Source organism: Bartonella sp. 11B (genome assembly GCF_002022625.1).
Taxonomy (GTDB): Bacteria; Pseudomonadota; Alphaproteobacteria; order Rhizobiales; family Rhizobiaceae; genus Bartonella; species Bartonella rochalimae.
Genome location: NZ_CP019783.1, coordinates 904185 through 918027, shown reverse-complemented (window position 1 = coordinate 918027; position 13843 = coordinate 904185). Strand labels below are relative to the sequence as shown.

Sequence of the window (13843 nt, the reverse complement as noted above, 5' to 3'; positions counted from 1 at the left end):
ATGTCTCTTTTTTTAGTGATGTTATCTAATTTAATCCACTTATAAAATTTATAAATTACCATAATTTTAGCTTGTATTTTGAACTGCATTATTATTTTTCAAAGAGATGCGGACTCTCAAAAGCAAGATTCTGCCGTGCTTTTTGTAATCGTTGAATAATATCATCAATTTTGGATGAAGAATAAGATATCTCCTGATTATCAGTTAATGAATTTTGTTTTTCTGCACCTTCATAAAAATACTGAATTTGTGATTGAATCGTTCGTATTTCTTGAAATAAAAGGCGACTAGTTTCTTTAAAACCATTATTAAGTGAAAAAATTTGATCGGAAATTGACATTAAAATTTGTTTTAAAAAATGCTCGTTTTCTTGACGTTTGCGATATTCTAAAACAAGAGCATAACTTATTTCATCTAACTGCTGTTTAGTGGAATCAATTTTATGCAATAAATCCGGTGCTCCATTTATATTAGCTTTTTTTATTTTCAAAAGCATAGCATAAATATTTAATAGTCTAACAGCAGAATAAGATAAATAATCAACTAATGTAAGTGTTTTAGTATAGTATTTTCGTTGAACCATTATAACTCTACCTAATGATTAGTTGTATACATTTATTCCACTATTCATTTCAAATCCTATAGAGTTATTCTAAAAAAAGTGCTAAAAAAATCTCTTTTCTAATTTATTAATATTAAATTATTATATTTGATTTTTTATATTTAATAATTAGTTAATGGAGATACGAGGCGTATAGGCGTATAAAGAATAAAACTTGCTGTTTTCTTTAAAATATTGTTACCACCAGCAAGAATCGCCTCACTAGGTGATAATTCTGTTTCTTGCATAATTGTTGAAGCTAAAGATCCTTCTCGAGATAGAGCCATTAATGTTGGAGAAGATGCAAATACATTATGCGTCCCACCATCAACATTAGATAAATCAAGAATAGCTATTCCATTCTTCCGCAATATTTCAATATTTGAACCATCTCCTACACGAGGATGTCCACCTGTAAGACGACTTGAAACAGCAAGAGCTTTATCCTTACGAGATACCAAAATGGCTGTTGGCTGAGGTAATATTTTAATATCATTAAGTTGACGCTCAAATACATCAAGGTCAATATCAGGTGCTGCCATTAAAAAACTCGTATTACGTTGAATTATTTTATATTTTCCTTGTAACGCTAGAGTTCTAAATGCTTCCATCGTAACGAAATTACCCATAGAGTGAGCTATAATTGAAATCTTCTCAGCATCTGTTTCACTGATAGTAATCAAAAGTTCTATCAGTCCATCACGCGCAAAATTAGCGCTATCACGATCATAAATATAAAGAGGTATTGCACCAGCCGAAGGCCATGAATAGTGCACATTAACAACATTCAAGGAATAATCGTAAGCAAATTGAGCAGTACGGAATGTGCCATCCGCAAAATTGTTATTGTAACCATGGATAAAAAGGAAAATTTCTTTTTTTCCTTTTGCTTTTTTTGCTAACGCAACATTTAATTGCTGTTTAAACTGTTCTTTATTATCATATTTTTGCAAAGCGACTGCTGCAAAATATTTATCATGACTAGGCTTATAGGCATTTGTTTCAACCATACCTTTCACATGTTGTTGAGGAATTCCTACATCAACACGATTGTAATGTACTGTATTTGATCGTTCTGCTCCATAAGGTTGAGAATAATTATCCTGCATCATACGACTTGTAGCAACGTACACTGGGATAATAGCTTTCGGAAGAATTTGCCCTTCAACCTTTCGCTGTGTAGCAACCATAGACGGTGTCGCATGTATTCCATGCCAAAGGACAGCACGCGAGCTACCGCATGCAACCAACAAAATAGCACAAATAAAAAGAACTAAATGCCTCAACAGTAACATACTTCTCACTGCAACACTACCTAATCTTATCAGATAAACAAGAACTCATATTTCGTACCTATAATGATAACATAAGATACAGTTTCTAATAACCTGCAAAAAGGGAATTATTATATAAAACATTTTTAAAATGTGCAAACAAGCATTGAATGCCTACTATTACAGCTTTTATCTTACTTTAAATACCAATCATAAAAAATATAAATGGTGCGGTCGAGAAGACTCGAACTTCCACGAGTTGCCCCACAGCGACCTCAACGCTGCGCGTCTACCAATTCCGCCACGACCGCACACGACAGAAGAAAATACATCAGTCTTCGCATTTAACAAATCATACAATAGGGTACAAGTTTATTTTTATATCACCGTAATTTATTTTACACTACTTCAATTTAACAATGCAAATCCTTAAAATGCATATTTTCTATATTACCTAGCGTATCAATGACATAAAACTATCTTGTGCCATTTGATTAGTTTGATAATACCCATGAAAACTTGTTGTAATAGTCGTAGCACCTTGCTTTCGTATTCCTCTCATACCCATGCACATATGTTCAGCCTCAATCACTACAGCAATACCACGAGGCTTTAGATGTGTCTTTAAAGCATCAACTATTTGAGCTGTCATGGTTTCTTGTGTTTGTAAACGACGAGAAAAAACATCTACAATACGCGCAATTTTTGAAAGCCCAACAACTTTTTTATCAGGAAGATAAGCAACATGAGCTTTACCAATAATTGGAAGCATATGGTGTTCACAATGTGAATAAAAAGAGATATTCTTCAATATAACTGGTTCACTATATCCTGAGACTTCTTCAAAAACTGTAGCCAAAATTTCTTTAACTGATTCGTTATAACCACTAAAAAGTTCACGATATGCTTTAGCAACACGACTTGGAGTATCTAATAGCCCTTCTCGATTTGGATTTTCTCCTATCCATAACAGTAATGTGTGAATTGCCATTTCCACTTCTTCAACACTAGGCTTTTTTTGCTCAGAGAAAAATGAATTAGTTGCTCCTCCTTTTATGATATCACACATTTAAAAACTCCAACTTATTACGTAGTAAGACATATATATGTACATATGTATTTTTATAATCTTTATATAAATGAATTAAAAGTTTAAATAGCAATAACTCTTGAAAGTCAGATAATAGCTTATGATTGACAACATATATAGTAATAAAATACTTGAACATGCTGCACATATAAGCAGAATTGGTCGCCTTAACAATCCAGATGCAACATCAAAAAAATATGCACGCTTTTGTGGATCGACTGTTACCGTAGACCTAAAAGTAGAAAATAGCACCATCATAGATTTTTCTCATGAGATATGCGCATGTGTACTTGGACAAGCTTCATCTTCTATTCTCGCAAATCATATCATTGGTCAAAAAACGCAAGATCTTAAAATATTATATGAAATTATTCAGCATATGTTAATAAAGGATGGCCCTCCCCCTTCACCTCCATTTGAGGAATTTGCCTGTTTAAAACCTATTAAAAACTATCAAACACGTCATGCATCGGTAATGCTTACTTTTGATGCAGTTATAGATTGTATTAAACAAATTGAAGAAAAAATGAATGGCTAAACAACACGTCAAAACAAATAAAAAACACACAAGAAACTATACAGGACCTTGGCAGAAAACACCTGGACGATTACTTGGTATTGGACTCATACGTTTTTACCAAATAACTCTATCTAGCTTTATAGGTATTCATTGTCGTCACAGACCAACCTGTTCAGAATATACCTACGAAGCAATTGCGCGCCATGGTTTATGGGCAGGCGCATGGATGGGACTTTTTCGTCTTATACGTTGTTGTCCTTTTGGAACAACTGGCTTTGATCCAGTACCAACCTCTATTGAAAATTCCTACAAGCCTTGGTACTATTGGAAAATTTCTATTAAACGTAATAAATAATTCTTTCTTTTTTAACGCATAATGCATAAAAAAGAATTGATAAATCAGCTTATTAGCTTTAATTGATTATTGCTAAATGTTCACGAAACCATCTGCATTCGTTAGCAGAATTGGATTAAAAGGGTTCTTTATGTCTCGCTCTATTTCTCTTTCTTTTCCTGATGGCTCAAAGCGCGATTACCAAACAGAAACAACTGGTTTAGAATTAGCTGAATCTATTTCTAAGTCTCTTGCAAAAAAAGCAGTTGCTTATAGTCTTAATGGAGTTATTAGAGATCTTTCAGACCCATTAGAACAATCTGGACAAGTAGAAATCATCACCCGCGATGATCCACGCGCACTTGAATTGATACGCCACGATTGCGCGCATGTTTTAGCTGAAGCAGTACAAGAGCTTTTTCCGGAAACACAAGTGACAATCGGCCCTGTTATTGAAAATGGTTTTTATTATGATTTTGCACGTAAGCAACCTTTTACATTAGATGATCTGACTACTATTGAAAAAAAAATGCGTGAAATTATTCAACGCAATAAACCTTTTAGAAAAGAAATTTGGTCTCGTGAAAAAGCTAAAAAGATCTTTTCTGAAAAAAATGAACTCTATAAAGTCGAGCTTATTGATGCTATCCCTGATGATCAAGATTTGAAAGTCTATTATCAGGGCGACTGGTTTGATCTTTGCCGTGGCCCCCATATGCAATCTACTGGCCAAATTGGTAATGCATTTAAATTGATGAAAGTTGCAGGCGCTTATTGGCGTGGTGATGCCAATAATCCTATGTTAACGAGAATTTATGGTACAGCATTTACTAATGAAAATGACTTAAAAGCCTATCTTCATATGCTAGAAGAAGCCGAAAAACGGGATCATCGCCGTTTAGGACGAGAAATGGATTTATTCCACTTTCAGGAAGAAAGCCCAGGAATGATTTTTTGGCACCCAAAAGGTTGGAAAATGTTCCAAAATTTGATCAGTTACATGCGTCGTCGTCTCGACAATCATAAATATGCTGAAGTTCAGGCACCACAAGTTCTTGATAAGTCACTCTGGGAAATATCAGGTCACTGGGGATGGTATAAAGAAAATATGTTTAAAACAATTCCAGCTGCCGATGACTGGAATGATGAATATACTTACGCTCTAAAACCAATGAATTGTCCCGGCCATGTACAGATCTTTAAACACGGTTTAAAATCCTATCGTGATTTACCCGTTAGACTAGCTGAGTTTGGCCTTGTTCATCGTTACGAGCCTTCAGGTTCTTTACATGGACTTATGCGAGTACGTAGTTTTACACAAGATGATGCACATATTTTTTGTACTGAAGAACAATTAGCTGATGAATGCCTTAGTATCAATGATTTGATTTTATCAACCTACGCAGATTTTGGTTTTAAAGAAATCAGTCTTAAGCTCTCAACGCGACCAGAAAAACGTGTTGGCTCAGATGAATTATGGGACCATGCTGAAAATATCATGACATCTGTTCTTAAAACTATTGAAGAAAAATCTTCAGGATGTGTTAAAATAAGCATTCTTCCTGGTGAAGGTGCATTTTATGGACCCAAATTTGAATATACACTAACAGATGCTATTGGCCGCGAGTGGCAATGTGGAACGACACAAGTAGATTTTAATCTACCTGAACGCTTTGGAGCATTTTACATTGATAAGGATTCAGAAAAACGCCAACCTGTTATGATCCACCGAGCTATTTTTGGTTCAATGGAGCGTTTTCTAGGTATATTAATTGAGAACTTTGCTGGTCACATACCATTCTGGCTTGCACCTCAACAGATTGTTGTGGCGACGATTACGTCCGATGCGAATGAATATGCAAAAAAAATAACAGAAAAACTCAAAGCTCTTGGTCTTTCAGTAAAACTAGATTCCCGCAACGAGAAAATTAACTACAAAATACGCGAACACTCTTTACAAAAAGTTCCTGTAATTTTGGTATGTGGCAAACAGGAAGCTCAAACAAATAGTGTTAATATGCGCCGTTTAGGAAGTATAGAGCAAACCTTTTTACCTATAGAAAAAGTATTTGCGCAATTGCTAGATGAAGCAACACCACCAGATTTACGTTGTTAATCAACGCTTAATATCATAAAATAAAAATACTATATAATAGGTTGTTATTATCGAGCTTTGTCAAGAATACGTTTGCACTCAATTAACTCAAAGAGCACTTCCTGTAATAAGGCTTTATCAGTTTTATCTCGATAATTATTTATAGTCCCCAAAGTAGATTCTCCCTCATTCTTCATAAAACCCAAAAGCCCAAATGCTATTTTTTTTGGCTTAGCTGGCACAGATTCAGATTCTTGTTCTGCACATTTTTTTTCTATTAAAATATTCATAGCATTAAGATCACCTTTGCCAAGGTCAACAACAAAAGAAGCCCCCTTCTCTTTTAAAATACGTTGCACACCTTTTATAGTATAACCTTGTCCGTAAAGTAATTGTTTTATACCATTGAGCAAATCGATATCATTAGGGCGATAATAACGACGCCCCCCCCCACGCTTCAATGGTTTAATCTGAGGAAACCTTGTTTCCCAGAATCTTAATACATGCTGTGGAATCCCCAATAAATCAGCTACTTCACTAATTGTGCGAAAAGCATCGGGGCTTTTATCCATTTTATAATACCTCACCTAAAATTATATCAATATTTTACAGTTACTGATCAACTTCATACTGAGACTAATCACAATATAAAATCTCTCCAATAAGAAACTCTTCGCTTAAAATATAAGAGAAAAGAGTCTAAATAAATGTAAAACTCTTTAACAAAGAACAAACATCTTAATATTGTCTATTAATATAAAATTATTTTTTCTTTGCGCGATGCGTATCCAAAATTCTTTTCTTGAGCACATTTGCGGCCTTGAATGTTACCACACGCCGTGGTGGAATCGATGCTTCAACGCCTGTTTTTGGATTGCGTCCAACTCGTTCACTTTTATCACGAACTTGAAAAGTTGCAAAAGAAGATAATTTAACCATTTCACCTCTGACGAGTGAATTGCATATTTCATCCAAGACTAACTCAACTAAATCGGCTGATTCAGTATGTGACAAGCCCACTTTTCTGCAAACCGCGCCAGCCAAATCTGCACGTGTTACTGTCTTACTTGTCATTATTCACCTATTAAATATTAAAAATTACAAAGAAATTTATACATTTCATTTAAATATCGTCAAGCTGCTATAGCTTACCAGCGGATAAGAATTGCTCCCCATGTAAAACCTCCACCCATAGCCTCTAGCATAATAAGATCTCCTTTTTTAATCCTTCCATCTTGAACAGCAGTCGCTAAAGCTAACGGTACCGATCCTGCAGATGTATTACCATGCTGATCAATAGTAATAACAATCTGATCTTTGGTGATTCCTAGCTTTTTAGCTGATGCTTCAATAATACGTCTATTAGCTTGATGAGGTACAAACCAATCTAATTGAGAAGGTTTCATCCCAACTGCTGCAAAACAATCATCAACTACATCAGTTATCATACTAACTGCATGTTTAAAAACTTCCCGTCCATCCATGCGTAAATAACCTGTTGTTTGTGTTGTTGAAGGGCCACCATCAACATACAACTTATCTACATATTCACCATCAGAACGCAATTTAGCCGATAATATACCAGAATCAGCGGAAGTGCCTTCAAATTCTTGCGCTTCTAAAATAGCTGCACCTGAACCATCGCCAAATAAAACACATGTTGTACGATCTTGCCAATCTAAAATTCGAGAAAATGTGTCAGATCCAATCACCAAAATCCTTTTTGCTACTCCACAGCGCAAATAAGCATCTCCCGTTACCAATGCAAAAATAAAACCAGAACAAACAGCTTGAATATCAAAAGCAAAGCCATGTTTCATTCCCAAAGCATGCTGAATTTCAACAGCAGAAGCAGGAAAAGTACGGTTAGGTGTTGAAGTTGCTAAAATAATACAATCAATATCCTTCACCGTCATACCAGCATTTTTCAAAGCGTCTTGTGCAGCTTGTACTCCTAAAGAAACAGTAGTTTCATTACTATCAGCAATATAACGTTGACGAATTCCTGTGCGTTGAACAATCCACGAATCAGATGTTTCAACCAACTTTGTAATCTCATCATTCGATACGTTTTTTTTTGGTAAGGCACTTCCCACACTACACAGAACTGATCGAATCATGTTGCCTTAACCTTCTCCTCTATACTGCAAATATCTATCATACTACCTCCATATTTGTCCCAGCTTCACCTTCATTACCTAAAAATAATTCTTTGCTTTCATGAAAGAGGCGTAAATCCGTAGCTATTTCTTTTAAGAGCCCATTACTTACCATTTCATAACAAACACGAATAGCAGAAGCGAAACCATTAGCATTAGCACTACCATGGCTTTTGATAACAACACCATTTAAACCTAAAAGGACACCACCATTAAACCTATTTGGATCCATTTTATGTTTTAATTTACGAAAAGCACTTCGTGATAAAAAATACCCAATATATGAAAAAATAGAACTACGCATAGCAATATTTAAGGTTTCAGCCATCTGCCGAGCAGTTCCTTCTGCAACTTTTAAAGCAATATTACCGGAAAATCCCTCAGTGACAACAACATCAACGATTCCTTTTCCAATATCATTTCCTTCAACAAATCCCTTATATTCTAAACTATCTAATTGTACTTTACGTAACATCATCCCCGCTTTTTTTATTGCATCCAAGCCTTTGACTTCTTCAACCCCCACATTTAATAAACCAACGCTTGGCTTTTCAATATGATATAAAGCACGGAACATTCCAGCACCCATAACTGCTAAATCAACCAATTGACTAGCAGATGCTCCAATTGTTGCGCCAATGTCCAAAACAATACTTTCACTACGAAGAGTTGGCCAAATACCAGCAATACCAGGACGTTCAGCTTTTGCCATCATTTTTAAACAAAAATAAGACATTGCCATGAGAGCACCAGTATTACCAGCAGAAACGCAAGAATCAGCTTTGCCATTTTTTACGGACTCAATCGCATGCCACATTGATGATTTCCCACGCCCATTACGAAGTGCTTGGCTAGGTTTTTCATCCATACGCGTATAACCTTCCGTAGGATAAAAACAGGACACAGCAACCAAATGAGGGTATTTTTTTAAAATCGGTTCAACAACTTTATCTATCCCATAAAACAAAAAATGAATATTTGGCAAATATTTCTGAGCAATTGCAGCTCCTGCAAGAGTAATTTCTGGACCATAATCACCACCCATTACATCCACAGCAATTTTAATCACGCTTGTTTACCCTATATCTTTAAATTTAAATTGCGACGGTTTGCTATTAACAATTATAAAAATCATCGCTACAATTTCTTTCCAGAAGATACTGTTTTTATACAAGTATACAACAGATAATTTATATGTTTACAATCACTTCCACTCTTTTAAAACAAAAAATGGTGACGAATTTTGTTTAATTTTTTCTAAATTTTTGATCGTATCTAGATTAACGCCTTTTTTACGTGGATATTGATTAATTGATAATTCTAAAAATTCTTCCATAACTGCACCAATATCAATTTTATCTCCACAAAACACTTCTGGTATATCTGATCCTTCCACATCTAAAAATAATTCACCCGTACCCTCTGATATTTTAGGCTTAACTAAATTTGAGTCTTCAGGAACAAAAACAATGTTAATATTTTCACGAATAATATCTTCTAGCGGCTCTAATGTAATAACGCACGATTGTATTATATGTGCTTGTAATAAACCTTTTACACGTACTCCACGTTTTTTCCATGGTAAAATACAAAATTCTCCCTCAAAAAATTTTACATCAACTAAACCGTGATTCTTAGCTAAAGATGCACATTCCTGCTGATCTGCACAAATATGAACTTTTATTCCTTTTGTAAGTTTTGTAGGTAATGAGCGCACTGATACTGGATAAGTTAAAGCAAATTCCATTTGAGAAATATTTGAAATAGTCATTAGCGACTCCAAAATATAAAAAAGAATATATTATACTGCACCTTCTGTTTGACCAGATTATATTTTATGAATTTTTTTCTTTTCTAAAGAAACTCTATATGGCATTATAATCAAGAAAAGTCATCGTAAGATATGGTGAATAATCATTAAATCAAAAATTTAAGAAAGACTTGAGATCACCTTTTCATCATATATTACTAAGTGTAAAATGGAGATATCATTGTTTCAAATACCCCACATAGTAAACACTAAACGCAAATTACTGATGAGCCTCTCAATAGTAAGTATAATGGGAATAGCAGGTTGCAATCCACTTAGTTATTTAAACTCAAGTCAAATATATAATTCCCTTAATTCAAGCCAAATATATAAAGAAGGTTATATTCTTGATCAAAATGCTCTTGATTCTATCTCTATTGGCTCAAGTCAAGAGCAAGTTCTTTTAGCTTTAGGATCTCCTTCTCTGAAAACGCAATATAATAATGAAGTTTTCTATTATATTTCACAAACTCGATACCGAAAAATGCAATTTATGAAAACCAAAATTACTGATCGCAAAGTTTTGGCAATCTACTTTAACAAAGATCGTCAAGTTACAAAAATAGCTAACTACGGTTTACAAGATGGGAAAATTTTTGATTTTATCACACAAACAACACCAACTGGTGGTAATGATCAACCATTTTTAATTCAACTTATCAAGGGTGCTCCAGACCCTACTGATGATCCAGTTATTAACCGCTAGTTTTTAATGTTCAATTAAAATCCCGATAATATCGGGATTTTTTGACAAGTTTATTGGCACATTTCCTTTGCTATACTGTCAAGGACTGCGTTTACAAGCCTTGGTTCATCATTGTCAAAGAAAGCCTTAGCTATATCAATATATTCATTCAGAATGACAGCAATAGGCACACCTTTGCGGTTGATTAATTCCCATAAACCCGCACGCAAAATTGCTCGTAATGTAGAATCAAGACGTGAAAGCGCCCATTCTTCAGAAAGTTGTTGATGAAGCATAGGATCAAGTTGCTTTTGATCTCTTACAACTCCAACAATAATAGAGCGAAACCATTGAAAATCAGCATCAAGATATTGGTTACCGTCAATATCTTTTCCTAAACGATAAGCCTTATATTCAGCTATTACTTCCATAGCACCAATGCCAACCATATCCATTTGATAAAGCGCTTGTACAGCAGCGAGTCTTGCTGCCCCTCGTTTATTAGCTAAGCGTAGAGAGTCCTTGCCTTTTACATCATCCATATTTAATGATTATCTCCAAATTTTTTCTTTAGAGCAATCATACATAAAGCGGCTTTAGCAGCAAAACCACCTTTATTTTTTTCATCATTTCTTACACGTTCCCATGCTTGTAATTCATTTTCAACAGTCAAAATTCCATTGCCAATAGCTAATTGTTGATAAACGGTTAAATCCATCAATGCGCGACAAGAATTATCAGCTACGATTTCAAAATGATATGTTTCTCCCCGAATAACACAACCAAGCGCTATATAACCATCGTAGTATATTTCATTATTTTTTTCAGCTAGAGTTATTGCACAAGGAATTTCTAATGCGCCAGGAACTGTTATGATATCATAACTCACTTCAGCTTTTTGCAAAACACTCACCGCACCCGCAAGAAGAGAATCGGAAATTTCATCATAAAAACGCGCTTCAACAATTAAAACACGCAACTTTTTATGCCTATTTCTTGTCATGTGGCTCCTATCAGAAAAACAAAGGAACTTGAAATTATTGTAATCTCAAGTTTTAAAAAAAAACAAAACAATTTTACGACTTATTCATTTTAAAATCTGAAAGTCTAGCTACATAACGAGCCAATTGATCAACTTCCAAGTTCACCTGATCTCCAACATCAGCTTGCCCCCAAGTTGTCATTTCAAGTGTATGACGAATAATAAGAACATCAAAAATATTATTTTCAACATAATTAACAGTCAATGATGTTCCGTTAAGTGCAATAGAACCTTTTTCTGCAATAAATGAAGCTAATTGCATTGGAACCTGCAAACGAAAACGAGTTGCACCACCTTCATTTTTTTTCTCAATAATCTCAGCCAGGCCATCGATATGGCCAAAAACTAAATGTCCTCCCATTTCGTCACCAAGTCGTAGTGAGCGCTCTAAATTAATAAGAGTTCCTTTTGTCCATTGTGCAAGATTAGTTAAACGCAATGCCTCTTCCCATGCTTCAACAATAAACCAATGAGAATCTGTAGGTTTTAATGCGCGTTCAACAATTGTTAAACAAATACCTGAACATGCAATTGATGCACCTATTTCTAAACTCTCCACATCATAATGAGTAGAAATATTTAAACGCATTCCCTGTTTTAAAGGTTGAATATCTTCAATGCAACCAACATCCGTTACGATCCCTGTGAACATAATATCTTACGTCTCCATTTATACAAACGATCATTCCCCAACATTCTCATTTCAACTTTATTAAATTCTGAAAGATAAGATTGAAAATGAGGAGCCTTAATTCGATCTTTCCCTAAAATAATCGGCGCATAAAAACATATTAAACAATCTACACAACCGGCATCTAAAAATATTTTTCCTGTCTTTGCTCCTCCCTCAAGTAAAACACTATTGATTTTACGCTGATAAAGTAACTGTAAAATAGCAAAAGGTGATAACAAATTATTGTTAGTATCCACTGAACATATGGTTATACCACATTGTTCTAAAGCTATTTTTTTTCTTTTTTTCAAAGAACCTGTATTACAAATAACCCATGTAGGGATATTCGCTGCTGTTTGAACGACTTTCGCATCAAGAGGAATGCGTAAATCTTTATCCAAAATAACACGTATAGGTGAACGCATTTCAAGTCCTGGCAAACGACAATCTAATTGTGGATCATCTGCTAATATAGTGCCAATACCAACCATAATAACATTATTTTGGGCACGCAAAATATGAGTTTGTGTACGAGAAATTTCTCCACTAACCCTTACACTCCCTTGCCCTTTTTTGCCTATGCCATTATCTGCAGAAATAGCCATTTTCAAAGTAACTTCACAGCGCTGCAACTTCTTTACACATAAATAAGCACTTAATGTTTCAAAAGCCTCTTCAGCTAAAACCCCTTCAACAACTTCAATACCTGCTGCACGTAAGAGAGCAATACCACAACCATAAACTCGCTGATCCGGATCAGAAAGAGCAATGACAACTCGAGTAATACCTGAATTAATAAGTGCATTAACACATGGTGAAGTTTCTCCATAGTGTGAACATGGCTCTAAAGTAACGTAAGCAGTCGCGCCACAAGCCAAAGGGCCTGCCATAAGTAAAGCTTGCACTTCAGCATGAGGTCTCCCCTGAATAGCAGTTACGCCATAACCAACAATAGACGCACCTGCCCCTTTATTTTGTACAATTAACGCACCGACAGAAGGATTTTCACCCGTAAGACCAATATGACGTTCTGCCAAACGAATAGCAGCAGCCATAAATCGCTTATCTTGTTCTGCTTTATTCATCAAAACCAGATTCTATATCTGTTGCGTCTTTTGATAATTCATCTATCACATTATGAAAATCACTTGCGTTACGGAAATCACGATATACAGAAGCGAAACGAATATAAGCGATATCATCAATACCTTTTAAAGATTCCAGTACAAGATGACCAATTTTTTCTGAAGAAATCTCAGGTTCTCCTAAACTCTCAAGCTGTCGCACGATACCGGAAATTGCCTGTTCAATATGCTCAGAATCAATATCACGTTTACGTATTGCTAGATTAACCGACCGCATTAATTTATCACGATCGAACAACTCACACCGACCACTTTTTTTGAGAACAAAAAGCTCACGTAGCTGGACACGTTCAAAAGTTGTAAAACGACCACCACAAACGGAACATACACGCCGACGACGGATGACTGTTGCCTCTTCCGTAGGACGTGAATCCTTAACCTGTGTATTTTCACATTGGCAATAAGGGCACCGCAT

At 35.2% G+C, this 13843-nt stretch carries 17 protein-coding genes and 1 tRNA gene; 4 read left to right on the top strand and 14 right to left on the bottom strand.

Annotation, left to right across the window (positions count from 1 at the left end):
* Positions 1 to 91 precede the first annotated feature (91 nt).
* The 4 genes from Bho11B_RS03920 to folE all read right to left on the bottom strand — a co-directional run bounded on the left by Bho11B_RS03920 (position 92) and on the right by folE (position 2944).
* Entirely contained in the window at positions 92 to 583 is a 492-nt protein-coding gene (locus Bho11B_RS03920; RefSeq protein ID WP_078673714.1) for a hypothetical protein, read from the bottom strand.
* 140 nt (positions 584 to 723) lie between these two features.
* Positions 724 to 1896 carry an alpha/beta hydrolase gene (locus Bho11B_RS03915; RefSeq protein ID WP_371454972.1) on the bottom strand — a complete coding sequence of 391 codons (1173 nt, stop codon included), beginning with the start codon at positions 1894 to 1896 and terminating at the stop codon, positions 724 to 726.
* 205 nt (positions 1897 to 2101) lie between these two features.
* Positions 2102 to 2186 (bottom strand) — tRNA-Leu (locus Bho11B_RS03910).
* A gap of 143 nt (positions 2187 to 2329) precedes the next feature.
* Positions 2330 to 2944, bottom strand: coding sequence for a GTP cyclohydrolase I FolE (gene folE / locus Bho11B_RS03905; protein WP_035005920.1), 615 nt, complete (start codon positions 2942 to 2944; stop codon positions 2330 to 2332).
* Between the two features lie 121 nt (positions 2945 to 3065).
* Between folE and Bho11B_RS03900 the strand changes: the two genes are divergently transcribed.
* From Bho11B_RS03900 to thrS, 3 genes are all read left to right on the top strand, one after another.
* Complete coding sequence (locus tag Bho11B_RS03900; protein WP_035005921.1) at positions 3066 to 3503, top strand: iron-sulfur cluster assembly scaffold protein; 438 nt, start codon at positions 3066 to 3068, stop codon at positions 3501 to 3503.
* Positions 3496 to 3840, top strand: coding sequence for a membrane protein insertion efficiency factor YidD (yidD, locus tag Bho11B_RS03895; RefSeq protein ID WP_035005923.1), 345 nt, complete (start codon positions 3496 to 3498; stop codon positions 3838 to 3840). The genes Bho11B_RS03900 and yidD overlap by 8 nt, the downstream gene beginning before the upstream one ends.
* A gap of 130 nt (positions 3841 to 3970) precedes the next feature.
* Positions 3971 to 5935, top strand: a complete 1965-nt coding sequence (thrS, locus tag Bho11B_RS03890) for a threonine--tRNA ligase (RefSeq protein WP_078673712.1) — start codon at positions 3971 to 3973, stop codon at positions 5933 to 5935.
* Positions 5936 to 5982: 47 nt separating this feature from the next.
* Here thrS and Bho11B_RS03885 read toward each other — a convergent pair whose 3' ends face one another.
* From Bho11B_RS03885 to Bho11B_RS03865, 5 genes are all read right to left on the bottom strand, one after another.
* Positions 5983 to 6486, bottom strand: a complete 504-nt coding sequence (locus Bho11B_RS03885) for a MerR family transcriptional regulator (protein ID WP_035005926.1) — start codon at positions 6484 to 6486, stop codon at positions 5983 to 5985.
* A gap of 190 nt (positions 6487 to 6676) precedes the next feature.
* Entirely contained in the window at positions 6677 to 6988 is a 312-nt protein-coding gene (locus tag Bho11B_RS03880; protein ID WP_035005927.1) for an integration host factor subunit alpha, read from the bottom strand.
* Positions 6989 to 7062: 74 nt separating this feature from the next.
* On the bottom strand, positions 7063 to 8034 hold the full coding sequence (locus tag Bho11B_RS03875; protein WP_035005929.1) for a beta-ketoacyl-ACP synthase III: 972 nt from the start codon (positions 8032 to 8034) through the stop codon (positions 7063 to 7065).
* A 37-nt stretch (positions 8035 to 8071) separates the two neighbouring features.
* Positions 8072 to 9142, bottom strand: coding sequence for a phosphate acyltransferase PlsX (plsX, locus tag Bho11B_RS03870; protein WP_078673711.1), 1071 nt, complete (start codon positions 9140 to 9142; stop codon positions 8072 to 8074).
* Between the two features lie 135 nt (positions 9143 to 9277).
* Positions 9278 to 9844: a DUF177 domain-containing protein gene (locus Bho11B_RS03865; RefSeq protein WP_035005933.1), complete on the bottom strand. Its 567-nt coding sequence runs from the start codon at positions 9842 to 9844 to the stop codon at positions 9278 to 9280.
* Positions 9845 to 10073: 229 nt separating this feature from the next.
* Between Bho11B_RS03865 and Bho11B_RS03860 the strand changes: the two genes are divergently transcribed.
* Positions 10074 to 10589 (top strand): outer membrane protein assembly factor BamE, encoded by a 516-nt coding sequence (locus Bho11B_RS03860; protein WP_035006680.1) that lies wholly within the window; start codon positions 10074 to 10076, stop codon positions 10587 to 10589.
* Positions 10590 to 10639: 50 nt separating this feature from the next.
* Here Bho11B_RS03860 and nusB read toward each other — a convergent pair whose 3' ends face one another.
* The 5 genes from nusB to nrdR all read right to left on the bottom strand — a co-directional run bounded on the left by nusB (position 10640) and on the right by nrdR (position 13843).
* Complete coding sequence (gene nusB, locus Bho11B_RS03855; protein WP_078673710.1) at positions 10640 to 11110, bottom strand: transcription antitermination factor NusB; 471 nt, start codon at positions 11108 to 11110, stop codon at positions 10640 to 10642.
* A gap of 2 nt (positions 11111 to 11112) precedes the next feature.
* Positions 11113 to 11571, bottom strand: a complete 459-nt coding sequence (locus tag Bho11B_RS03850) for a 6,7-dimethyl-8-ribityllumazine synthase (RefSeq protein WP_035005936.1) — start codon at positions 11569 to 11571, stop codon at positions 11113 to 11115.
* 73 nt (positions 11572 to 11644) lie between these two features.
* Positions 11645 to 12262 carry a riboflavin synthase gene (locus Bho11B_RS03845; RefSeq protein WP_078673709.1) on the bottom strand — a complete coding sequence of 206 codons (618 nt, stop codon included), beginning with the start codon at positions 12260 to 12262 and terminating at the stop codon, positions 11645 to 11647.
* The gene (gene ribD / locus Bho11B_RS03840; RefSeq protein WP_078673708.1) at positions 12244 to 13368 is read right to left on the bottom strand and encodes a bifunctional diaminohydroxyphosphoribosylaminopyrimidine deaminase/5-amino-6-(5-phosphoribosylamino)uracil reductase RibD; all 1125 of its coding nucleotides are present in this window, start codon (positions 13366 to 13368) and stop codon (positions 12244 to 12246) included. Before ribD ends, Bho11B_RS03845 begins: the two co-directional genes overlap by 19 nt.
* On the bottom strand, positions 13361 to 13843 hold the full coding sequence (gene nrdR, locus Bho11B_RS03835; protein WP_035005941.1) for a transcriptional regulator NrdR: 483 nt from the start codon (positions 13841 to 13843) through the stop codon (positions 13361 to 13363). The genes ribD and nrdR overlap by 8 nt, the downstream gene beginning before the upstream one ends.